The sequence below is a fragment of the Providencia heimbachae ATCC 35613 genome (assembly GCF_001655055.1).
Taxonomy (GTDB): domain Bacteria; phylum Pseudomonadota; class Gammaproteobacteria; order Enterobacterales; family Enterobacteriaceae; genus Providencia; species Providencia heimbachae.
Genome location: NZ_LXEW01000011.1, coordinates 69,495 through 92,440 on the forward strand (window position 1 = coordinate 69,495; position 22,946 = coordinate 92,440).

A 22,946-nucleotide genomic window follows, 5' to 3' on the forward strand; every position below is an offset into this window, starting at 1 on the left:
AAGAACAAAAAAACCGCTTTTTATACCAAAAATAATTGCCACCCGTTAAACTTACGTAAGATAATAATATTTGAGCAACGTTTTCTTAGGCTTCCTGCCTGTGTTGCGTCACCCCGTATTCTACGGGAACATTATCAACATCATTTATATGGTTTTTGATATGACAAATATTCACAAACTAAAAACAAATCCTTCTGATAACCCTTGTACAACTTGTGGGGCTTGTTGCGCTTATTTCCGTGTATCATTTTATTGGGCTGAAGCCGAAAGCAGTGGCGGGATTGTTCCTCAATATTTAACAGAACAAATCACACCATTTATGAGCTGCATGCAAGGAACCAACCAAAAGCAAAAACACGCGCTGTGCTGCCTTAGATGGCAATATTGGGGAATGTGTCTCTTGCTCTATCTATACTCAGCGCCCAACACCTTGCCGTGAATTTGAACAATCTTGGCATAATGGTATATACAATGAAGCTTGTGATAGAGCTCGCGCTGCTCATGGATTACCGCCTCTCGAGCCAAACTTACCGCAAATAGCCTGCTAACCGTCTATGACCCAGAGCTTTTCTGGGTTATCTTTTTTAGATAATTCAAGCCTCCTTGCTAAAACAACTCCTTGGTCTATAAATTTAAGCGATTTCTTTCATCACTTGCATTGCTAATTCAAATGAATATAACCGAGCTTGATGATCAAATATTTGGCCATTAACCATAATCTCATCGGCTTGTGTTTGGCGTAAAATCGTTTCTAATCCATTACGGATTTTAGCTTTATCACCCACGAGAGACATACCCAATGCTTGTTGAACACCAAATTGTTCTGCTGGTGACCATATCCCTTCCATACTTTGAACTGGGGCTGGAAGTTGTGAAGATTGCCCACGACGCAGCATCACAAAAGCTTGTTGCATTGAACTAAATAAAAACTCTGCATCACGGTTGCTATCTGCTGCAATGATATTAATACAAACCATCGCATAAGGTTTTGTTAGCCTCGCAGAGGGCTTAAAATTAGCACGATACAGATCCAACGCTTGCAAAAGTAAATCCGGCGCAAAATGTGAAGCGAAAGCAAATGGCAACCCCATTTCAGCCGCAAGCCTTGCACTATATAAGCTTGAGCCCAGCAGCCAAACCGGAATTTTCTCACCGAATCCTGGTACTGGCCGTACTGCTGGGTCAGGATTAATCGCATCAAACCAATTAACTATTTGGGCAACATCTTGTGGGAAATTATCGACATCTATACTCATATGACGGCGTAAAGCTTGCATTGTCTGCTGATTACTGCCCGGCGCTCGCCCTATTCCCAGATCAATACGCTCCGGATAAAGTGTATTTAGTGTCCCAAATTGCTCAGCAATCACAAGGGGGGAATGATTCGGCAACATTATTCCGCCTGATCCAAGACGAAGCGTAGTAGTATTCGCCGCCAAAAAGCCGATTAGAACAGAGGTTGCGGCACTCGCAATCCCAGTCATGTTGTGATGCTCAGCCAGCCAATAACGGTGATAACCTTGTTTTTCTGCCATCTTGGCGAGATCAAGTGAATGAGAAAAAGCGGCTTTTGCACTTGAACCCTGTGTGATAGGCGCAAGATCAAGTAGCGAAAAAGGAATTTTTGTATCTGACATAAACACTCGCTTTGTTGGTATTCAATAACCGGTCTGTATAACTATCCTAGTAGATTAGTGCTTGTGCCACCAGCAATTGAAATTCCATCAGCACAACTGGTCTAAAAATTCATATTTCAACCTTATTTTTACTTATTATTAAACAATATGAGCCCAACGTGAGCAAAAAGTGCAGTAAATATGAAGCTTCAGTCAAGGGGCGTAAAACCGATTGCGCGACAAAATCAATTCGTTGATTATCAACTCATCGCAAACACAGAGGAAATTCAAATGAAAAAATTTAACACAGGTTTACTGGCTTTAGCGTTAATGTCTGTTGGATTCGCAGCGTCAGCCAATGGCGTCAATAACCAAACGCCACGCCAACACATGGGAAATCACCACAACATGGTGTATAGCGTTACTGAACAAACCACAACACCAAATGAAACGGCTAAAAAGCTCGCAAACGCCGCACCTAAAATTGAAGATGGTAAGCGTTACGTAGTCAAAGTCAGTGTCGTCGAAGTTCCTGAATATTCAAATGGTAAAAATAAGCCAATGCCATTACCGGTGAAAGCGCCTGCGGATCAATAATCAGTATCTCTAATAGTTGATATGAGAAGTATTACTAAATATATTGACCCACTACTTTTAAGTGTAACAGGCATAAGCAAGCTAACCTTAGAACCGCAACGTTCTGCGGGAATTAGGTTACTGATGATGCACAATTAATCTGTCCCTTAAATTCCCGCAGATATAGGTAATACCTTTCACAACGATAAATATAATCACATAGTATCGATTGTGAAAAACCGATATCTTATTCAGACAATAATGAATTAAATATATATCCTACGATTGCCTCTGTTTACAGAGGCTTTTTTTTATACTTTATCTCAATTTTTTGCCATCCACTGGTAAAAACACCTAATTACCACTAACCTTACTTCTAAGCAGGCCACCGTTTTCTGCTTTATTCATGACCATTTTATCTTCTAATCTTTTCATTATAAATTCGGAGCTTACCATGGGGTACTTTGAACTAAAAAAATCCACGAAAGATGTGGCTCAGCCATATTACTTTGTACTGAAAGCTGGAAATCATGAAATTATTGCCACCAGTGAAATGTATGCATCAAAGCAATCAGCACTAAAAGGTATTGCCTCTGTCCAGAAAAATGGGACAACCGAAACAATCAAAGATCTAACCGTTTAAATTATTGCCTCCTACAGTTACTCGTAGGGGGCTTTCTTGTTAAAATCAAAAAATAAAACGCAATAACGCAGTGACAATGGCTGCGGATAACACGATTAAAATAAAAGGTTTTTTATACCAAGTCAGAATACCTGCAAACAATACCCCAACGATTTTAGGTATATCAGAGACATTATCGCCCTCGAAAAGGGTCGACGTTATTGCAACAGAAAATAAAATTACAATAGCAGCAGCTGAAAATAACGCTTTACTGTTGTCAGTTAAAACGACTTTATCTTTTAAAATTGCACCTGAGGCACGCATTATATAAGTGCCAACAGCAAGTAATAAAATACCGCTTAGAATAAGCCATGGGTTATCCATCATCATTATTTCCTTATATAAATAACTAGGAGCTGTTGATCTTTGCTGCTTATTTTTACAGCACAAAAAGGGCAATAAACAATCAACCCAATTAAGGTTTATAGTGATTATTAACAACAATCAATATTTCAACTAAAAAAGGACATCAAAAACGGCCCTTCGAGTTCGATTAAAGAACGTTTCACTCATTTTATTCTACGTTGAGAGGCTCTTGCTTAGTTCACTAAGCGGCGAACCTCTCGCCTTGCCTAAAAGGTCTTTAATTCGAATAAAAAGTGACCATCAACGATTAACAGCCCCTAGGCTTAATAGCGCAAACAATACAGGGATCCCTGCTGGTAAAAATGGTGTAGTCGCAACAGCAATAATTGCTCCCGCAATGGCCGTTATTCTTAATCGTTTATCTTTCAATGCTGGCAAAGATAGCGCCAAAATAATCGCTGGAAACATCGCATCCATCCCCCATACCTGAGTGTCACTGATAAAACTGCCAAGAACTTCACCAATAATTACCCCCATAGGCCAGCAAATTAAAATACCTATTCCACACAGCCAGAATGCGGCTCTTTTTTCTGCATCACTTTCTTGAGCAAGCCCGAACACCACACTTTCATCATTCATAATGTGGTAACCCAGTAACGCTTTAGGCCCTTTCCCTGTAAGTTCACTAACCGCAAAACTAAATGGAATATGTCGAGAATTAACCAGTAAGCCAGCAAGCGCCGCAGAAATCGGGCTTCCCCCCGTAAATATAACGCCTATAAACAAAAATTCTGACGCTCCCGCCAAAACCAAAACAGATAATGTCAGTGGAACCCACAGATCAAACCCTTGAGAGTGGGCTAACGCGCCATAAGATATTCCCACAATCAAGTCAGCGATACATACCAATGTAATATTTTTCACTGTACTATTATTAAGTATAGAAGTTAGCATAATTTAATCGTTCGATATATAATACGTTCGTTCATTATGTCGGTGTTTTTTACCAAGTGCAATCAAAATAGGATATTAAAATTGAACTTACCTTCGCCCCCTATCGAGCTAATTTCAAAAGCCTTAGCTCGAGAGAGACAAAAAAGAGGCTTATCTTTATCCGAACTTTCACGTAAAGCTAAGATAGCCAAATCGACACTTTCTCAATTGGAAGCAGGTAATGGTAACCCCAGCATAGAGACTTTATGGGCAATTTGTGTTGCATTGGATATTCCCTTTGCTCGCCTTATTGAAGATAAACAAGAAACCGTTACCGTTATACGCCATGGCGATGGTATTCAAGTGAGTGCAGAACATGCTAACTATCTCGCATTCCTACTTTCATCTGCACCGACAGATTCGCGCCGTGATATTTATACCGTGGTTGCCCAACCGGGAAGAGACCGTATTTCAGAACCCCATATGTCGGGTGTCAGTGAACATATTATTTTAATGTCAGGCAGAGCATTAGTGGGACCATTAGATAACCCGATAGAACTTCATCCGGGCGATTATATTCATTATCCAGGAGATGAACCCCATATCATGCGAGCACTTGAGCCCGATACCATGGCAGTTATGGTGATTGATAAACAAAACTAGCAATACATTATTTTTAAATGGAGATACGCAATATGGCGCACTATGACGACATCATTCAACAAGTCGATTTACGACTCGATGAAAATTCCGTTCACAATATGAATGAGTTGCTAACTCAGCTTTCTCATGATGATGAATTAACGCAAGAACAGCGCTTTGAGCAACAGCAGCGTCTTAGAGAAGCTATCTTTGTACACCATAACGCATAAAATAAAGGTTAGGAGCATTAAGCCCTAACCCTTTATTAATATAGTACATTATAGGAGCAACATTAACGGTAGACCCGGTATGGGCAGCAAAACTAGCCCAAAAACCATCAGCGAGATCAACTAGAATTCCGCTTGTTGCAAATATGACCATGCATATTGTGCATACAGCTCAGCACCTGTCGCCATCACATCTTCATCAATATTAAAACAGCCATGATGATGCGCCCATTGGGTATCTTTCTCTGCATTGCCTGACCCCAATAATGCGAAACAACCCGGTATATTTTCCATATAAAAACTGAAATCTTCCCCGCCCGGTGTTGGTTTTTCCGCCATTAGCGTTTTCTCTCCAAAGGCCTGAGTAATAACAGCTTGTGCTAATAATGCACTGCGTTCTTCATTAATAACGGGCAACGTACCATAGATATAATCGACTTCAGCCGTTGCACCGTACATTTCAGCAGTATGCTGCGCATAGCGGCGGATGGCAGACTCAAGGCGAGTCCGTGTTGCAATATCAAAGCAACGAACCGTCCCATCTAATACTGCATTTTCTGCGATGACATTAAAACGGGTACCCACATCCATCTTACCAATGGTGACAACCGCAGAGTCGAGGGATGAGGTTTCACGTGAAATAATCGCTTGTAAATTCATCACAAAAGAAGAAGCTACAACTGAGGCATCTACCGTTGCCTCCGGCATAGACCCATGCCCGCCACGCCCTTTAAATTTCACAACCAACAAGTCAGCAGAAGCGAATGACCCACCAACATTACAAGACACCTTTCCTGATGGCGTTGTAGACCAAATATGCATACCAAATACGTTATCAACGTTTTCAATCGCCCCTTGTTTGATCATTTCGCGAGCACCTTGGGCAATTTCTTCCGCAGGTTGAAATATCAAACGAATATTTCCTTTTAGTTCAGCGCGAATTTCGTATAAAGCTTTGGCGGCGGTTAGTAGCATAGCGGTGTGAGCATCATGGCCACAGGCATGCATTTTTCCTTCATTTTTTGATTTGTACTCTAATGTGTTATTCAGCTCTAACACAGGCAACGCATCGATATCTGCGCGTAAAGCCACCGTTTTACCGGGCTTTCCACCTTTAATTTCGGCGATAATACCGGTTGGCTCAGTGAGTCGATATTCAATGCCAATTTTTGCCAGTTCTTCTGCGATACGTTTTGTAGTACGAACCTCTTCAAATGGCAACTCCGGGTGCGAGTGAAGGTCGCGACGAAAAGCAATCATCTCTTGTGTGTGTTTTTTGATTGCCGCTGCAATTGTTGTATTAACCATATTTCTACCTTTTACCCTTTTGCAGATAAACACCTGCATTTGCTATTTACTGATATATTATTAAAATCAACATTCTGTCAGTGATTTTACCGTGGCAAACATCACATCTGCCCCACGAGCAATCTGTGCATAATCAGTCCATTCATCAGGATGATGGCTTAACCCATTGCGACTAGGTACAAATATCAATCCAGTTTGCGTGATACCCGCAAAAATCATCGTATCATGCCCAGCACCACTCACCATGGTTCTAAAACGTAGATTTTGATCTGTTGCATGTTGCTTCATCAACTCACCAATCTGTAAATTTAGCGCAGTTGGTTGTACATAAAGTGGTTGAATGATTTCGCTAGAAATGCCAAGTTTTTCACTTTGTTTCTCCGTAAAGTCAATAATTTGCTCGATCAACTTACGTAATGCAGCATCATTTTTAGACCGAATATCGACGCTGAAAATAACCTCACTAGGAATAACATTTGCCCCATTCGGCAGGACATTTAAGCGCCCCACTGTCGCGACTGAATTATCCCCTGCGGCTTTCGCCAATTCAGGGATCTCACTAATAATATGGCTAGCACATACTAGGGCATCTGCCCGCATATTCATTGGTGTGGTTCCGGCATGCCCCGCCTTACCCACCAGTTTAATTTCTAGCTGACTAATCCCCACGATGGTGTCGACAATTCCGATATCTTCATTGGCTTGCTCTAAAACAGGGCCTTGCTCAATATGTAATTCTAAAAATGCTTTTACTGATTCAGGTTTCAGTACTGCTTCATGGGCTTTATCTGCATTAAAACCGGCTGCAGCCATGCGCTGCGCTGCTGTAATACCTTCTCGATCTTTTAGTTGATGAAGCTCTTTACTGCCAATCAACCCAGTTATGACACTCGACGCCATTAACCCTCGACCAAAACTAGTTCCTTCTTCTTCTACTAAGGCAATCACTTCAAGGGGATAGCGAGGTTTAAGATTTTCTTCACGTAAGCGCGCCACCACATCCAACCCAGTAACAATTCCCGCGGGACCATCAAAAGCGCCACCATTGGGGACTGAATCAAAATGGGAGCCAATAATCACCGCAGGAAGACCCGCTTCTTGCCCTTCTAATCGTCCATAAATGTTGCCAATCGCATCTTCACGAACTTGCAAACCTAGCAATATCATTTCTTGCTTCAAATAGTTACGTGCTTGTTTATCTTGCTCGCTATAACTCATTCGGGTTGTGCCTTGCCCCGGAGTCGACGTATATTCCGCCAACTGTTCTAAGTAACGCTGAATTCTTGATGCACTTGTTTCCATAATTTATTTACCCTGCAACTGGAACAATATAAGCAACCATAACGCCGGCTAAAACCACGGAAACCATCGTTACTGAGATAAAGCCCCCGACTAACATTGGCCCTAACATGTGGCTAGTCAATATTTGGCGTTCTTTTTCATCTTTGGTTAGCGCATTAATCGCTTCGTTAGTAATAATATAATCTGCTGGGAAGCCATATAATGCGGTTAATGAAACAGCAAACGCCATTTCTTTAGAGACCCCCAAGATCCGACCGACGATCCACGATGCTAAGTACATTCCCACAACGGCGGCAACGATTAGCACCACCATTGGATACACTAAGCGCAGTAACATATCTGGCGTAGCATGGTTTAACGTATCAAAGATAAACAGCATCAATGCCATTATGGCGAAACCAAACCCATTAGCTTTTTGTAATGGTTGTCTTTCTAAAAAACCCATAGATGAGGCAATAACACCAAATAATAAGCACAGAACAAATGGGCTGATACTGACATATGGCGCTGCCCATAAAGAGACCAAGTAAGCAAGATACCCTACTGCGGCTAAGCGCAAGAATTTGAAATAGCTCGTGTTATAATGAGACGGAATTTTTTTGAACATTCGAGGCATTTCATCTTCTGAAACCAACGTTTTTACTTCAACGTCATCCGCTCCATCAACCGATAATGATTCTTTCCAGTTCCCACTGCGATACTGTGCTAGAACTCGACGCCCTTCTCTTTTTAACATAACGGCAGTTAATGGATATCCAGCAAAGCCTTGCATAACATAAATTAGAATAGCGAAGACAGAAAGATCTACCAGCCCAGCTTCCGCCGCACCTTTCGACATAATTAATGATGAAACAATGCCGCCGACTAAAGGAGGTATAGAAACTAATACCGTATTTAAATCAAATAGTGACATGCCTATCACATAAATAAAGACGATAATCCCTAAGATACCAGAGAGGGAAATAACAATTGTTTTCCATTGCCTCAAGAGCTCTTTAAGGGATAACAGTGTTCCCATATTCGTAATTAATAAATACATGAGAGAAATAGCAACGACCTGTGGAATACCCGCAATACTGACAATATCTTTAGGAAAAATAGTCCAATAACCCACAAGAAATAAAACAGCACAGACGAAAACAGAAGGAACCCATGCTTTGGTTCTTACGGCTATCGCATCCCCGATATATAATATCCCCACGATAAGAAATAGCGCTAACATCTGTGACATAAACTTTCCCCGTATATATTTTTTAATGTTTTATTTTTTTAGTTTTACATACTTTTTATCCAACTTTAGTTAGGATAAAAAGTCATTTTCTGGATGATAACTCACCAATATTAAGTGTAATTTGCTGCATTGATACAAAGTCGCAACAAAAATCATAATATCACTGAAAATCCAGATGTATAGGTCACAAAAGATAAGGAACACCTAGGGGAATAGTGGCACTCATAAATTGATTAGTCAGATATAACAGCCTGTTGCATTATTCTGTTTGTATCCTCTAATAATCAACGTCCTTATGAATATTAAATTCCACTTTTTAATCTGTTTATAACGATAAATTCTTTAGATTATTATTTAACCCATAAAATTATATTCTTTTGCCTAGCCGGGTATTTTCAATAATTCACTTCATCACTACGACAATCTCACTATAAATATGATTAATTTTTACTTTAACTAAAGATATTCCACTTTATTTTAAAGATAACGATTTTCGCTTTAAATCTCAGCATAAAGGGCGTAAAGCCCTTTAGCCTAATAAGGCTTAAATTTGAATGTTTTTATATGTTAGAGCCCAAGGATATTGCATACAAAAAAACCTTATAGATATATTCAATCTATAAGGTTTTAAAAATAGCCCGTACGATTAACTAGTGGTTAATTGTTTGCTGCTCCGCTGAAATTGTTGCTGTCTTTATTTTTCGGTTATTCTCAAACCCTGGTTGAGGAACCTTGATAAAGAAAGTAAGAATACCTGCAAATATATACAACCCTGTATAAGCCCATACCACACCAACAATATCGAAGAATGGTAATACTAAGCTAGCAATTGCAGGAGCCGCAAAATTACTCAACCCCGCAGATAGGTTATAAATCGATACCGCCGCGCCTTTATGATGAGGCTCAATACTTGGGAATACTGCCGTCATTGGGACAAATGCAGCGACAAAAATACCTAACATAATTGCAGGGATCAGCGCGATTGCGAAGTTATGACCAAAATAGACAGGTAAGTAGTAGAACATTAAACTCGATACTGCCATGCCTAAGCAACCAAACCATCTTACCTGACGGATCCAACCAATATGCTCGCCAATAATTCCCCAAAAAATATTGGTAAAAATTGTCACAAAGAAGAATACCGCCCAAATTTGTAGCCATTCTGAAATTGTGAAGCCCAAGCGATCAACAAACAGCAAAGGCATAATAATGGCAAAACCAAACAATGAAATGGTATTAACAATACGAATAATGCTCGCCATAAGAATATTTTTATTGGTAAACAAGATGGTCGCAGCGCGTGATAATTCTGCCATCTTATCCTTCATTGGTAAATTCACCTTTGAGCGGTCTACCGGTATGTTACGCAAACTAAAGTAGGCAATAACGCCCCCTATCGCCACCCAACCGATTGCCATCCATAGTGTGCCTGTTTCCCCCATATAAGGGATCGAGAAACTCGGCAAATAGCTACCAATAACACCGATACCAACAGAATACATTGCCCAGAACCAACCTGTTGCCGCCGCAAGGTGTGCACGAGGAATAACCTGAACTAACATCATCATAAATGAATAGATAAACAGCGGATAAGCCAAACCACGAATGCCATAAAACAGCAACATCATCGAGTAGCTTTTCATGCCAAGGCCAAATGCCATAAAAAAGATATGCATGACTATCCACAAAATAAAACCAATCATCATCGCTTTGAGGGGCGTGATAATTTCAGCCACAACACCAGATGCCCAAGCAGCTACGGCGGCCATCAACCCATAGACAGTAAACACCATGGCTGATTGTGTCGGTGTAAAGCCAAGATCCGTAATATGTTTCGATAAAAAGGCCATTTCAAAACCATCACCACTCATAAAGATAGCGATAGCGATAAATCCCCAGAACAAATGCTTAGGTAATCCAAGCCAATACTGCTTTTGCTCCATTGCAGTTTCCTCATATTTTAAATTGTTGTTTTACTCGGACGAATAATGTAACGGCAGCATCGTAGGGTAAATCAGCTGCCGTTACTGGCCAATTAAGGCATCAATGCTCTCGCCTGCTTTTGCTGCTTATATAGCAGTCTAAATACCTCTAATCGTTGGCTCAGCCAACCTTGATTCTCCGCACATGGTATAAATCTACTGAGTACATCCGGCTTACGACATACGGCATCTTGATTACCACCATCGGCTAACCAGCCTAAGCGTGCAGCACCCAGAGCACCAGAAGAGCTCGCAGGATGTGTCACTATCGGAATATCCATCACATCGGCGATCAGTTGTGCCCAAATGGGGCTGCGTGCGCCACCGCCAGTCAAGCTGCACTGACTCACCTGCGTACCGGTTTCTTTTAGGACTTGCATACCATCAGCAAGACCGAATGTGACGCCTTCAATAACTGCATAGCCTAATTGAGCTCGCGTCGTTTCATTTTTGAGCGCAAAAAATGATCCGGTAGCATAAGGGTCATTATGTGGCGTTCTCTCCCCAGAAAGATATGGCAAAAAAACCGGTGCTTGTTTCTTTTGCATTTCACTAAGTTGCCCAATCTCATCCATTAATTGATTTTCAGTGGTAGATAACAATTGACATACCCAGCGCAAACAATTGGCAGCACTGAGCATAACGCTCATTTGATGCCAACGATTCGGTAAAGCATGGGCAAATGCATGCACCCCATTATGGGGTGCAGCTTGTAGTTGATTATTGACAACAAAAATCACACCGGATGTACCTAATGAAATCAATGCATCCCCTTCATTGATTGCACCGACACCCACTGCAGAGGCGGCATTATCCCCCCCTCCACCCGCAATAATCACCTCAGCACTTAATCCCCATTGAGATGCGAGATCAGCTCTCAATACACTGCTTTTTTCAGAACCCTCCACCAGCGATGGCATCTGTTCCCGAGTCAAATTAGTGGCTGTAAGTAATTCATCCGACCAATCACGCTTGGCCACATCAAGCCACATCGTCCCTGATGCATCTGACATTTCACTGACGAATTCATCTGTCATTTTCCAACGTAAATAGTCTTTAGGCAGTAAAACCTTACCTATTTTGTTGAAAATGTCAGGTTCATGGCGGGCAACCCATAATAATTTTGGCGCAGTAAAACCAGGCATTACCATATTGGCGCCAATAGTTAAAAATTCAGGATGATGTTCCATTAACCAATTACATTCATCGGCACTGCGAGTGTCATTCCAAAGAATACAATCACGTAACACTTCACTTTGCTGATCAAGCAATACCGCACCGTGCATCTGGCCTGATAAGCCAATAGCCTTCACCGCCGCCCACGCCTCAGGGGCTTTTTGACGTAATGTCGCAGCAACTGCATTCGTGGCTTCCCACCAGCTATCGGGGGATTGCTCTGCCCATTGCGGATGGGGGCGCTGTACAGTCAGGGCCATATGACTCGATGCAACAATATTTCCTTGTCCATCAATCAGCACCGCTTTAAGCTCAGAAGTACCTAGATCAATTCCAAGATACATAGCTTTCCCTCCTACAACAGTTGTTCTGGCGATTTCAGCCAATTTTCGATGTGTATCACTGTACTTTTCATTAACCCATGAAATTCAGCGGAATTTGCTAATGCACCAAACAACGTTTCATCTGCAACAAATTTATCGAGGGCATTATCTGAATTCATTAGTTTTTGATAATAGGCCACATCAAGCACACCATCTTGGTATTCATAAGGTAATTGACCTTGCGCCCAACGGGTTAGGAAAACAAAAAATAATGCCGGTAATACTGCCGTTGCGGCTGGAATTTGGTTTCTGCCGTAACATTCCTGCAAGGTTGGCGTGATAAATCCGGGGATTTTTGATAACCCATCAGCTGCAACACGTTGATTAGTATCTTTTATATATGGGTTACCAAAACGCGCTAATACCACATCACGATATTGTGCTAAATCTAACGGACTTGGTGATAAGGAAGGAATGACATCTTGTGTAACATAGTTCCATGCCATTTGTTTGATTGGTAATTCACGAGTACTGTCATCAATATAATTTAAGCCAATCAATGTACCAGCCCAAGCAATGCAGCTATGACTCGCATTTAAAATACGAATTTTTGCTTCTTCCCATGGCAGAACTGAGTCAACCATTTCAACATCAACGTTCTCAAGTGCTGGACGCCCGTTGATAAAATCATCTTCAATCACCCACTGGATAAAAGATTCCCCCATTACAGGTGCTTTATCATCCCAACCCATTTGTTGCTTAACTCGCTCGGCGACATCCGGTGTTGGGCGTGGCGTGATCCTGTCTACCATGGTATTAGGTGAACGAGTTTGATTTTTAACCCATTCATACAATTCAGATTCCCCTTTTAGCTGTAAAAAGGATAAAAACCCGTGTCTGAAACGCTCACCATTATGGCGTAAATTATCACAATTTAGCAGTGTCACCGGCTCACCATGTCGTGCTAAACGGGCGCGTAAAATATGTGCGAGTGCACCATAAATCGTTCGCATTTCACCATTAAGATCAGCTTTAATATCGCCTTGCTCAACATCGAGTTCATGCTGAGGCGTCAAATAATAACCACCTTCCGTGACCGTAAAGGCAATTACGCGAGTTTCTTTGTCACTGCCTTGCTCTACTAGCTCGGTTAATTGTTCATCCCAATGCAAGATTTTACGGACTGAAGTGATCTTTTCATAATGACGCTCGCCCTCTGGCGATACCGTTTCTAATGTGTACTCGCCTTTTTGCTTGGCTAAATTATCCAGCAATGCATTAGCATCATTACGAATATTTCCCAAGGCGATTGACCAACTATCATCACCTTGCTGGATCAAACGATGTAAATACCAAGCTTGGTGTGCACGATGAAATGAACCTGCGCCAATATGCATCCACACCGATTTTTGTTTTAGCATTGCGACTCCCCAATAAAATATAGATAATTGTTTATTTGTCGGGCATATGCCCATTTGTTATATTTTAGTTTCAAAGCCTTTAAGGTTACTGCGATAAGGCTCACAATATTGACATTTGCTCTTTTGATAAGCATTTGCCCAAAACAACAATATCGTTTAGATTAGATATTCCATAATTGCTTATTTCAGCGAGCCGATGACCCATTACGACAAGAACAAAAAGAGGGAACACAAGTGCAAAGAGAAGTAAAAAAAATGGAACAAGCTGCACGAGCGGCTTGGTTATATTTTGTAGCGGGTAAAACACAACAAGAAATTGCCCACGAATTAGGGCTGTCGAGGCAGGTAGCACAACGTCTGATTTCTCTCGCCAAAGAGCAAGGAATGGTACATGTTCAAATAACACATCCTATTACCGAATGCTTACGCTTAGCTCATGAAATACAACAAAAATACCAGCTTAAGCATTGTTACGTTGTTCCTTCAGGGGAGTTAGATACTGAGTCAATATTAGATATGATTGCTGTTGCAGGTTCAGAGTTAATGGAACAGCTCATCGATAAAGAAAAACCACAAGTTATTGGTATAGGCTCAGGAAGAACATTGCGCCGTATTATTGATGCACTACCTAACCTCAATACACCGCAGCATCAATGTGTTTCATTGATCGGGGCAATTGCACGAGACAGTTCAGCCACTCGCTATGATGTTCCTTTAAATTTTGCGGAGAAATTGCAATGTCGCCACTATATCTTACCTGCTCCGCTATACGCGGATAGCGCAGAAGATAAAGCCATGTGGTGCCAACATCGCGTTTATAAAGAAGTCACTGAAAAGGCACTTAATGCGGATATTACCTTTCTTGGAATTGGCGAAGTTGGTATTGGCTGCCCATTAAATTCAGAAGGTTTTATCACCGATGAACAAGTGGATATGTTGCTCGAAAATGGTGTTGCCGCTGAGATGCTGGGGCATTTTATTCAAGCTAATGGTGACCGTCTTTCAACCATAATGGATGAAACTCACACTAGCGTCCCGCTCATGGCGCATACCCAAAAGCCAGTCATCGCATTCGCCGGTGGAGAAATAAAGCACAGTGCCATCCAAGCGATACTTAATGGTAAATGGGTATCAGGGCTGGTGACTGACGAAAGCTGCGCGCGAAAATTACTCGCTAATGACAAGATAAAAGCGTAACGAAAATTTAAGCGGCTGCTTGTATTGCCGCTTAGACTGATTTAGTTAAATAGCCCCTAAGTAACTTTGATATAACTGTTCAATTTTTGCAATATCAGTATCATTTGATTCTAAATAAAGGTCATTGCAACTGGCGCAACAATAGTGAAATACATCAAATTTTCTTTTTTCAATATTTTTTGTGACCGTTCCCTGTAATGCCATTTCATGAGTATCGAAACGGAATAAGTTTGCAGATAATTCAGCAACATTACGAGTGATCTCTAATTCAGGAAAATCATTCAAGACACGACACATTGAACTATAGGAATCTGAATCAGGCCATTTTATGCCACGAAGCACTTCATAGCGTATCAACGGAGTAATAAATAATTTGGTTTCAGGGTCGGATAACAGCGTTGTTAACTTAGTCATTGCGGCATTCTTAATGTCTTCAGATGCCGTTCCATGACGGTCAAATGCAGCAACTAATAAGTTAGTATCGAGTAAAACATTCCTTGTCATAACTAGCCCTCTTGCTTTTTCAATAGTGCAAGTAGATTGTCTTTAGCATTTTTTTGCTCATCCACCGTACTATTTTCCAATTTAATTTTATTAATATCTACATGGAAAACATCTCGAAGTATGTCGGCAAAAGCCGCTTTATTCGGGGATGGAATTAAACGGCTTTTAACTATGCCATCATCTTTATCACGTTGAAGTTCATACGCTTCCCCTTCTTGCAACTGAGAAAGAACAACTGAAGAGTGAGTTGTGACATAAAACGTGGTTTTCGGGAACAATTTCTTAAGCAAAGGAATAATATTAGCTTGCCATGACAAATGAAGATGGCTTTCTATTTCATCGATGAAAACAATACCTTTTATATTATTTAGGTTAGTTTCATTAGTAAAATAACCATAACCCGAAACAATGGATTGAATAAGTTTTAAAATCGAGGTAAAACCAGAACTCAACTGACTTAACTGCAATTTTCGTCCATCTATTTTTAAGCTAACTCGGTCATCTCCACCTATTTCTAAATAATCAGGATCGATGCGTTTATCAATATCATGCAATAAACGCAATACGGTTTTAATTTCGATTTGGCGGTTATCTTCTGAGCTTTGGTATGGATTCGACGAACGGGCGATTTGAATAAACCATTCTTGAATGTTGGTTGCCATATTCATCGAACCAAATTCAGACTCCATTTGTTTTACTAGGTTAGTAAAGTATTCTTCACGTCTATGGTTTAAATCACCTAACGAGCCTGTGCTAATGTTGTTTTTTTCGTTTATCGCCCCACGAGCTTGAGCACCAAGGTAAACAATCGGTGATTGATGAGCAAATGATGAAAAATTTTTTTTGACACCTTCATTTGAAAAATTCCAATATGTGGCTTCGGTATTTTCTTTAGGTATCAGTACATTGAAGCCATTCGGTTGATTTTCTCGCACCTGCCTAAATCTAAAATAGATTTTCAACATATTAGAAAGTGAATTATCAACCATCTGATTACTAAAAAACATCACCTGAAACAATGCTTCCAACGTTTTGGTTTTCCCTACCCCATTGACACCGATTAGTGTATAAACGCGTTGATTAGGTTGTAATTCAAGCTGAACTTTACCAACCCCGACTAACCCTTCAAACTCCAATTGTGTGCCTAACATCCCTTTTCTCCTCATTAGCTCATCGTTTCAGTATAGCAGTTGCTTAATCTCGAACAAGATACTCAATTTACATATAAGACGAAGTCGACAAATATACAATTCACCCTTGAGCCAACCAGTTATGACATAGCATGCCGAGCAAAGTGAATAGCAGTGCCCCAATCACATGGATAGCGATTGTGCTGAAGGCAAAACCCAGTTTTCCTTCTTGGATAAGCACAAGGACTTCCAACGAAAAGGTGGAAAAAGTGGTAAATGCGCCACAAAAACCCGTCACAATAAATAACTTATAGGCTGGGCTAATATTTGCGTTGGCAAAATAAGAAATTGCGAATCCAATCACAAAGCCACCAACCAAATTAACAAAAACCGTTCCCAGTGGAATATTTGGGTAGAGATGATTAAGTTTTAAACCAACAAACCATCTTAACCATCCGCCTAAAACTGAGCCGATGGCGATAGCGATAAGTGCTGGATACATAGAAGCTTCCCTTAAAGTGTCGGAAGGGAATAAATGAAAGGAATATTTTACCATTACATTCATACCCTAAATTTAGGATGCATAATACCTACGCACCCTATCAATGTTACTGATTGAAAAGGTCAACGTAGGCATCATCAGCCCTAAATGGGCGGTTTGTAATAGGAGGAATGCCATCTCCTCAAATAAATTTACTATAAAATAATAAGGAATGTCATTAAATTTTATACATGCGTTTCATGTCATGCTTAAAAACACACAAATCGCGTTTATTGGGACATTTTCAAAATTGTACGCACATTACTTGCACTGGTGGCAATAATATCAATAGCGCCAGTACGTAAAGCCCCCATTATTGCCATTGATTTCGATGTTTCAGAGGCAATGGCAATCACACATGGAATTTTTTTTAGTTCATCAATACTTAAACCAATGACTCTATCATTCATTACCGTATCAACGTGCTGACCTTGAGCATTGAAAAAATCATAACCTGCGATATCCCCAATGACGCCTTGATTTAAACTTGCATCAACAATCTCACGGGGGGTAAACCAGCCCAGTTTAACCATATAGCTATCTTCATTCATATCACCAATACCAATGAGTGCAATATCCGCTTTTCGGGCTCGGTCAAGGGTTTCTTTGATGGTGCCATTCTTCATGAACGACTGTTTTAATTCATTATTTTCAACATAAGCTGGGGCATAAAGAGTTTCACTCGTGCCGCCAAATTTTTTCGCTAAACGACGGCTAATATGATCAGCATTAATCGAATCACCCGGTCGATGCGTACCACCAATACCACAAATAAAACGACAATCTTTTTCAGGAACAGCTCCACCACTGTCAGAAACAGCAGCCACATTACGCCCTTGGCCAACAGTGACAATCATATTGTCTCTTAAGGTTGTCGACAAATAATTAGCCACTAGCGTACCAACTTGATAGCGCTGTTCTTCTTCATCGGGATGATCTAAGGCAATTAATGCTCGGGATATTGGGAAACGAGAAAGCAGTTGTTGCTCTAATTGAGTACTAAATATTGGATGGTAGCGGACATTGATTTCCACAATGCCTTCTTCTTTAGCACGTTTAAGTAAGCGCCCTACCTTGATGCGTGATATCCCAAATTTATTGGCGATCTCTTCCTGAGTGATTTCATCACGATAATAAGCTATCGCAATTTCAGTGAGTAGCTCGATATCAGAAGATGCCTGTGATCTATCCATAAAGTAATGAATTCCTCTCAATTGATGTTAATCGCAACAAGGATAAATGCGTGTTAATGATACACTCTAAATAATTCAAGTTACATGTAGGCGACAAGTGAAGATAGCCGATGAGCATGGGTAACTCGGTGATTCGCGTCGCTGAGCGTAGTCAACGACCCTGTAACTTGAAGTACGATGAGTATAGCGTTTTTAGTGCCAATTAATAAGCAACATATACAATAGCGTGGATATATACCCCCGATTTATTTTGAGTACATATCCACCGTTATCATTATTTAAGGATATTAGGCATTTGCTAAAGCGCCATGTTTTTCAACACTTTTCGCCAATTGACACAATAATAAACAACATGATGTTGCGCCTGCATCAAGTACTCCACGAGAACGCTCTCCCAAACGACTGGCGCGGCCAATTTTTGCAATTAAATCAAGTGTTGAATCACGACCTGCTATTGCTGCCGCTTGCATAGCATCAAGTGCTTGCTTGAAATTTTTACCCGCAATATTTGCGGCATCAAATGCGTTAATGGCCGGAATTAATGTATCCATTAAACATTTATCCCCCACATTTGCACTGCTAATATCTTGCAGCTCTGATAAGCCATTTTGGAGCATCAGCAGGAAATCTTGCTGTGTGAGTGTCTCTTTTCCAGAAATGCTATCAGACATCCCCATGAAAAAACTGCCGTATAATGGCCCCATCGACCCGCCGATCCCTTCCATCAACGCATCTGAGATTTCTTCAAAGCCTTCACCGAGTGAAATATCACGCCCTTCAATCGCTTTTGCACATAGGTTAAATCCTTTTGCCATATTAATACCATGGTCGCCGTCACCTATTGCACCATCAATATCACTAAGATATTCACGATTTGTTACCACGATATTCACCAAATCGAGAATAATTTCCTTGCCACAATCCGTTGATATAACCTGCATAAATAGCTCCTTTACTTAACTTGTGTTAAACCTAATGAATAAGCGGGTACATCCATCAGTGTTTTGAGCTCATCATCAACTTTCATCAATGTTAACGTCACGCCCATCATTTCTAAAGAAGTGAAATAATTGCCGACATAATTACGTACAATGCGCACGCCTTTCTCGCTAAGTTGCTTTTCAACTTCCGCAAAATAAATATACAGCTCCATCACAGGCGTCGCCCCGAGTCCTGAAACCAATACGACGACTTCATCACCCTGTTTAGCCTGCATATCCTCGAGAATAGGTTTTAACATGGTTTGAGCCATTTGTGCCGCCGATTGAATTGGCATGATCTCGATACCAGGTTCACCATGGTGACCAATGCCTAACTCCATCATACCGTCCTCAATATGGAAATTAGGGTGTCCAACCGCGGGAATGGTACAAGATGTCAGCCCAACACCAATAGAATGGCAATTATTAATCGCTTTTTGTGCCGCGTTAATCACGCCATCAAGATCATAGCCCTTACTGGCTGCTGCTGCGCCTACTTTCCACATTAGGATCTCACCAGCAACACCACGGCGCTTTTCTTTCTCATTTGCTGGTGCAGAAGCAACATCATCGGTGGCAACAACAGTTTTAATCTTCATGCCCGCTTTTTCGGCTTTTTTCATCGCCATTTTCACGTTCATATTGTCGCCTGCATAGTTGCCATACAGACAAGCTACGCCAGCACCACTATCAGCCGCTTTAAACGCATCTAAAAATGCGCCTGCGGTTGGCGATGAGAAAATTTCACCAATCGCCACGGCATCGAGCATATTTTCACCAACATAACCAAGAAAGGCTGGCTCATGCCCTGAACCCCCACCCGTCACAATCCCCACTTTCCCTTGAATTGGCACCTTTGGATATTTTAAAACTCGTGCATTATCTGTTTCAGCAAAATATTCAGGATGTGCTTTCAAATAGCCTTGAATTGCATCTTCAACAACAAGATCAGGTTCATTAATGATTCTGTTCATAATTCCCTCATTTTATTTATTTTCTGGTGTTAGCTGTACATTTTCTGGCTGTTCAAGGAGTTCTTTAGGCACAGTGATAAAGCTCATCAATATTGCACTGATAAAATAAAGACCAGTGAATATCCAAATCACACCAAGCGCCCCTAAACTACCAATAAACAGTCCAACGAGTGCAGGGCCGACAAAAGTACTTAAACCTGCACCCAGATTAAGCACTGACATTGCTGCACCTTTATTTTCAGGTGCTAATGTTGGCATAATGGCAGACAGTGGCACGTATCCGGCAAGGCAGGCTCCAAATAATCCCGCAGCAATCATCATTAAAAGATAATTGTGACCAAAGTAATACGGTACGTAATAAAACATCAGTGTACAAACCATACAGCCCACACATCCGAACCAAATCACAATATTACGCCAACCAATACGGTCACTCACCACACCGAAAATCAAGTTAAAGGCGATGTTGACTGTCCAAAGGGCAGCATAAATATGCAACCATTCAGTTCGTGAATATCCAAAATCAGCAAGAAACATTGGCATAAAGATCACAAAGCCATAAGCGGCTGACGTATTGATTGTTCTCACTATCCCCCCTAAACCGATTTTAGGGTTCTCAAATGCAATGGTGATACCTTTAAATAAGTAGCTGAGTGAAACTTTTTCTTTTGGTTTTATATCGACATCACCCACAGAATTTCGATTCAATGCGATGGCAATAAATGCCCCGATAGTGACAAAAATTAACCCACTCCACAGCGTTGCCATTTCCCCCATAACAGGTAATGCATAACTGGAATACATCACGCCGAGTACGCCTAACCCGCCACTGTAAACAAACCAAAACATACCTACGGCAGAACCCAGTTTTTTAACCGGGGCTTCATACGCAACCCAAACAAGGAAGCCATAAGCAAACATTGGATAACCAAAGCCACGAAGCGCATAGGTTGGGATCATGATGGATAGACTATTACTTGGTAATCCAACAGATAAGAAGATTACTGAGCCAATGACAAACATGACAAAGCCGAAAATCATCACTCTTCGTGCGGTATAAATTTCAGCAAGTACCCCTGAAAGCCAAGCGGCAACTGCGGCACAAAAACCATAGACACTAAATAGTAAGGATGACTCTTCAATGGTCATACCCCGACTAATAATAAAAGGAGATAACCAGCCTTGCTCTAGCCCTTCCCCCATCATAAAGATCAGTACACCAAAGTAGCCAAGCAGCAACTTTGGTGAAAAACCCGTTACTTTAGACAATTTATTGATTATCATACCGTTAACCTCAGTGCTTGTTCGCTGGGTTTGGACCTGAGTAGGATGCCTTCGCTGGGTAAAATTATTCAGGTCCAATTTTTATATTTTTTAATCCAATATTTTTTATATCCAATAAAGCATTACAGGTTCGGGTCGAGAACCACTTTAATATGCGGATCACCTTTCGCCATCATCGAAAAACCTTCGGCAAATTGATCTAATGGCAAAATATCAGTTACCACGCCTTTGGTGGGGAAATCACCATTTCCAATGCCTTCAATGACTAATGGGTAACAATACGGCCCAAGGTGAGAGCCTAACAAATCCAGTTCTTTACGGTCACTGATGATGCTCCAATCCACTGTTACAGGATCTTTAAATACCGAAAACTCAACAAATGTTCCGAGTTTACGGATCATTTTAAGTCCCTGTTCTACCGATTTCGGTGCACCGGTTGCTTCGATGTAAATATCGCAACCATAACCTTCCGTCATGCCTTTGACGATTTTATCGACGTCATCACGTTTTGGATTCAAAACAATATCCGCACCAAATTCTTTGGCTAATTCAAGGCGTTTATCAAATAAATCCAATACAACTATTTTTCCTGCACCTGATTTTTTGATTGCGCCTATCATGCCAAGACCTAATGTGCCAGCACCTGACAGTACGACGACATCACCCAATTTGACGTTAGCCCGCTGTACCGCATGTAACGAACAAGCATAAGGTTCGATTAAAATGGCATCTTCAATTGGCATATCAACAGGCACATGGTAGTTAATGGCTTCTTTTGTGAACTTCATATATTGCGCCATACCGCCATTCACATTATTTTGAAAACCATATAAATCATGCTTCTCACACATCCAATATTCACCACGTTTACAGAAGCGACATTCCCAGCAAGGCACGATTTGCTCTGAAATAACACGATCGCCCAGTGCAAATCCTTCTACTTTTGAACCAAAACCAACAACATGACCAATAAACTCATGGCCTGGGATCATCGGTGCTTTAATATAGGCAGGTTGCTCTTCATCCCCCCAAAAACTTGGCGCACCTTCAAAGGCCTTCACATCACCGGCACATATACCGCAAGCTTCAACGCGAATTAATATTTCTTCTTCGCTGATAGTTGGAACATCAACCGTTTCTAATCGATAATCTTTTGGCGCGTAAGCAACAACGGCTTTCATTTTTTCTGGGATGCCTTCGCTCATAGTTGCTTTTGAATCACAGTGTTTACACATTGTTTTATCCTCAGTGGTTTTGCGAAATGAACATAAGTTCACTATCAATACAAATAAACCATACCCTCTTTTATCAATGCTTGCCCATAAGTAGATTGTCAAAGTGTGATTGAGTGCAAACATTCTTACAAATGCACCATTAAATGTGCATTAATTGCAATTTTACATAAAAAAACTGTTTTT

22 protein-coding genes, 1 pseudogene and 1 riboswitch are annotated in these 22,946 nt (G+C 40.9%); of the genes and pseudogenes, 6 read left to right on the top strand and 17 right to left on the bottom strand.

Going from position 1 to position 22,946, the window contains the following annotated elements; genetic code table 11:
• Positions 1-160 precede the first annotated feature (160 nt).
• A pseudogene (locus M998_RS19180) lies at positions 161-548 on the top strand (YkgJ family cysteine cluster protein).
• An 84-nt stretch (positions 549-632) separates the two neighbouring features.
• Here M998_RS19180 and M998_RS02840 read toward each other — a convergent pair.
• Entirely contained in the window at positions 633-1,637 is a 1,005-nt protein-coding gene (locus M998_RS02840; protein ID WP_068907413.1) for a luciferase-like monooxygenase, read from the bottom strand.
• A 270-nt stretch (positions 1,638-1,907) separates the two neighbouring features.
• Here M998_RS02840 and M998_RS02845 point away from each other — a divergent pair, with 270 nt between their 5' ends.
• Positions 1,908-2,213 carry a hypothetical protein gene (locus tag M998_RS02845; protein WP_068907469.1) on the top strand — a complete coding sequence of 102 codons (306 nt, stop codon included), beginning with the start codon at positions 1,908-1,910 and terminating at the stop codon, positions 2,211-2,213.
• A gap of 433 nt (positions 2,214-2,646) precedes the next feature.
• Positions 2,647-2,835 (top strand): YegP family protein, encoded by a 189-nt coding sequence (locus tag M998_RS02850; protein ID WP_068443023.1) that lies wholly within the window; start codon positions 2,647-2,649, stop codon positions 2,833-2,835.
• A gap of 45 nt (positions 2,836-2,880) precedes the next feature.
• Here the strand turns inward: M998_RS02850 and M998_RS02855 are convergent, their stop codons facing one another.
• Entirely contained in the window at positions 2,881-3,201 is a 321-nt protein-coding gene (locus M998_RS02855) for a branched-chain amino acid transport AzlD family protein (protein WP_175403180.1), read from the bottom strand.
• Between the two features lie 279 nt (positions 3,202-3,480).
• Positions 3,481-4,134: an AzlC family ABC transporter permease gene (locus M998_RS02860; protein ID WP_068443019.1), complete on the bottom strand. Its 654-nt coding sequence runs from the start codon at positions 4,132-4,134 to the stop codon at positions 3,481-3,483.
• A gap of 36 nt (positions 4,135-4,170) precedes the next feature.
• Between M998_RS02860 and M998_RS02865 the strand changes: the two genes are divergently transcribed.
• Positions 4,171-4,776: a helix-turn-helix domain-containing protein gene (locus M998_RS02865; RefSeq protein WP_375342642.1), complete on the top strand. Its 606-nt coding sequence runs from the start codon at positions 4,171-4,173 to the stop codon at positions 4,774-4,776.
• Positions 4,777-4,808: 32 nt separating this feature from the next.
• The gene (locus tag M998_RS19185) at positions 4,809-4,985 is read left to right on the top strand and encodes a DUF2526 family protein (RefSeq protein ID WP_073890155.1); all 177 of its coding nucleotides are present in this window, start codon (positions 4,809-4,811) and stop codon (positions 4,983-4,985) included.
• A 120-nt stretch (positions 4,986-5,105) separates the two neighbouring features.
• Here M998_RS19185 and M998_RS02870 read toward each other — a convergent pair whose 3' ends face one another.
• From M998_RS02870 to dalD, 6 genes are all read right to left on the bottom strand, one after another.
• Positions 5,106-6,290 (bottom strand): M20 family metallopeptidase, encoded by a 1,185-nt coding sequence (locus M998_RS02870; RefSeq protein WP_068443013.1) that lies wholly within the window; start codon positions 6,288-6,290, stop codon positions 5,106-5,108.
• A 66-nt stretch (positions 6,291-6,356) separates the two neighbouring features.
• A complete protein-coding gene (locus M998_RS02875; protein WP_068907415.1) occupies positions 6,357-7,592 on the bottom strand; it encodes a Zn-dependent hydrolase in 1,236 nt (411 codons plus the stop codon).
• 7 nt (positions 7,593-7,599) lie between these two features.
• Entirely contained in the window at positions 7,600-8,823 is a 1,224-nt protein-coding gene (locus tag M998_RS02880; protein ID WP_068907416.1) for a hypothetical protein, read from the bottom strand.
• Between the two features lie 650 nt (positions 8,824-9,473).
• Entirely contained in the window at positions 9,474-10,766 is a 1,293-nt protein-coding gene (locus tag M998_RS02885) for an MFS transporter (protein ID WP_068907418.1), read from the bottom strand.
• A gap of 92 nt (positions 10,767-10,858) precedes the next feature.
• A complete protein-coding gene (gene xylB, locus M998_RS02890; RefSeq protein WP_068443001.1) occupies positions 10,859-12,325 on the bottom strand; it encodes a xylulokinase in 1,467 nt (488 codons plus the stop codon).
• 11 nt (positions 12,326-12,336) lie between these two features.
• A complete protein-coding gene (gene dalD, locus M998_RS02895) occupies positions 12,337-13,725 on the bottom strand; it encodes a D-arabinitol 4-dehydrogenase (RefSeq protein WP_068907420.1) in 1,389 nt (462 codons plus the stop codon).
• Between the two features lie 234 nt (positions 13,726-13,959).
• Here dalD and M998_RS02900 point away from each other — a divergent pair, with 234 nt between their 5' ends.
• Positions 13,960-14,922, top strand: coding sequence for a sugar-binding transcriptional regulator (locus M998_RS02900; protein WP_068907422.1), 963 nt, complete (start codon positions 13,960-13,962; stop codon positions 14,920-14,922).
• Between the two features lie 45 nt (positions 14,923-14,967).
• Here M998_RS02900 and M998_RS19725 read toward each other — a convergent pair whose 3' ends face one another.
• The 8 genes from M998_RS19725 to M998_RS02940 form a co-directional block, all read right to left on the bottom strand.
• Positions 14,968-15,426, bottom strand: coding sequence for a PIN domain-containing protein (locus tag M998_RS19725; RefSeq protein ID WP_068907423.1), 459 nt, complete (start codon positions 15,424-15,426; stop codon positions 14,968-14,970).
• Positions 15,427-15,428: 2 nt separating this feature from the next.
• Positions 15,429-16,577, bottom strand: coding sequence for an AAA family ATPase (locus M998_RS02910; protein ID WP_068907425.1), 1,149 nt, complete (start codon positions 16,575-16,577; stop codon positions 15,429-15,431).
• A 100-nt stretch (positions 16,578-16,677) separates the two neighbouring features.
• Positions 16,678-17,058, bottom strand: a complete 381-nt coding sequence (gene crcB / locus M998_RS02915; protein WP_068442990.1) for a fluoride efflux transporter CrcB — start codon at positions 17,056-17,058, stop codon at positions 16,678-16,680.
• 121 nt (positions 17,059-17,179) lie between these two features.
• Positions 17,180-17,248: riboswitch (Fluoride riboswitch) on the bottom strand.
• Positions 17,249-17,327: 79 nt separating this feature from the next.
• On the bottom strand, positions 17,328-18,290 hold the full coding sequence (locus tag M998_RS02920) for a sugar-binding transcriptional regulator (protein WP_068442986.1): 963 nt from the start codon (positions 18,288-18,290) through the stop codon (positions 17,328-17,330).
• A gap of 287 nt (positions 18,291-18,577) precedes the next feature.
• Complete coding sequence (dhaL, locus tag M998_RS02925) at positions 18,578-19,231, bottom strand: dihydroxyacetone kinase subunit DhaL (protein WP_068442984.1); 654 nt, start codon at positions 19,229-19,231, stop codon at positions 18,578-18,580.
• Between the two features lie 11 nt (positions 19,232-19,242).
• Entirely contained in the window at positions 19,243-20,244 is a 1,002-nt protein-coding gene (locus tag M998_RS02930; protein ID WP_068442982.1) for a dihydroxyacetone kinase subunit DhaK, read from the bottom strand.
• Between the two features lie 12 nt (positions 20,245-20,256).
• A complete protein-coding gene (locus M998_RS02935; RefSeq protein ID WP_068442981.1) occupies positions 20,257-21,528 on the bottom strand; it encodes an MFS transporter in 1,272 nt (423 codons plus the stop codon).
• A 122-nt stretch (positions 21,529-21,650) separates the two neighbouring features.
• Positions 21,651-22,763, bottom strand: a complete 1,113-nt coding sequence (locus M998_RS02940) for an MDR/zinc-dependent alcohol dehydrogenase-like family protein (protein ID WP_068442979.1) — start codon at positions 22,761-22,763, stop codon at positions 21,651-21,653.
• Positions 22,764-22,946: the final 183 nt, after the last annotated feature.

Bases quoted from the DNA above. Each gene is read 5' to 3' on its own strand.
- M998_RS02840 (WP_068907413.1), bottom strand. From the start codon at position 1,637: ATGTCAGATACAAAAATTCCTTTTTCGCTACTTGATCTTGCGCCTATC.
- M998_RS02845 (WP_068907469.1), top strand. From the start codon at position 1,908: ATGAAAAAATTTAACACAGGTTTACTGGCTTTAGCGTTAATGTCTGTT.
- M998_RS02850 (WP_068443023.1), top strand. From the start codon at position 2,647: ATGGGGTACTTTGAACTAAAAAAATCCACGAAAGATGTGGCTCAGCCA.
- M998_RS02855 (WP_175403180.1), bottom strand. From the start codon at position 3,201: ATGATGGATAACCCATGGCTTATTCTAAGCGGTATTTTATTACTTGCT.
- M998_RS02860 (WP_068443019.1), bottom strand. From the start codon at position 4,134: ATGCTAACTTCTATACTTAATAATAGTACAGTGAAAAATATTACATTG.
- M998_RS02865 (WP_375342642.1), top strand. From the start codon at position 4,171: ATGTCGGTGTTTTTTACCAAGTGCAATCAAAATAGGATATTAAAATTG.
- M998_RS19185 (WP_073890155.1), top strand. From the start codon at position 4,809: ATGGCGCACTATGACGACATCATTCAACAAGTCGATTTACGACTCGAT.
- M998_RS02870 (WP_068443013.1), bottom strand. From the start codon at position 6,290: ATGGTTAATACAACAATTGCAGCGGCAATCAAAAAACACACACAAGAG.
- M998_RS02875 (WP_068907415.1), bottom strand. From the start codon at position 7,592: ATGGAAACAAGTGCATCAAGAATTCAGCGTTACTTAGAACAGTTGGCG.
- M998_RS02880 (WP_068907416.1), bottom strand. From the start codon at position 8,823: ATGTCACAGATGTTAGCGCTATTTCTTATCGTGGGGATATTATATATC.
- M998_RS02885 (WP_068907418.1), bottom strand. From the start codon at position 10,766: ATGGAGCAAAAGCAGTATTGGCTTGGATTACCTAAGCATTTGTTCTGG.
- xylB (WP_068443001.1), bottom strand. From the start codon at position 12,325: ATGTATCTTGGAATTGATCTAGGTACTTCTGAGCTTAAAGCGGTGCTG.
- dalD (WP_068907420.1), bottom strand. From the start codon at position 13,725: ATGCTAAAACAAAAATCGGTGTGGATGCATATTGGCGCAGGTTCATTT.
- M998_RS19725 (WP_068907423.1), bottom strand. From the start codon at position 15,426: ATGACAAGGAATGTTTTACTCGATACTAACTTATTAGTTGCTGCATTT.
- M998_RS02910 (WP_068907425.1), bottom strand. From the start codon at position 16,577: ATGTTAGGCACACAATTGGAGTTTGAAGGGTTAGTCGGGGTTGGTAAA.
- crcB (WP_068442990.1), bottom strand. From the start codon at position 17,058: ATGTATCCAGCACTTATCGCTATCGCCATCGGCTCAGTTTTAGGCGGA.
- M998_RS02920 (WP_068442986.1), bottom strand. From the start codon at position 18,290: ATGGATAGATCACAGGCATCTTCTGATATCGAGCTACTCACTGAAATT.
- dhaL (WP_068442984.1), bottom strand. From the start codon at position 19,231: ATGCAGGTTATATCAACGGATTGTGGCAAGGAAATTATTCTCGATTTG.
- M998_RS02930 (WP_068442982.1), bottom strand. From the start codon at position 20,244: ATGAACAGAATCATTAATGAACCTGATCTTGTTGTTGAAGATGCAATT.
- M998_RS02935 (WP_068442981.1), bottom strand. From the start codon at position 21,528: ATGATAATCAATAAATTGTCTAAAGTAACGGGTTTTTCACCAAAGTTG.
- M998_RS02940 (WP_068442979.1), bottom strand. From the start codon at position 22,763: ATGTGTAAACACTGTGATTCAAAAGCAACTATGAGCGAAGGCATCCCA.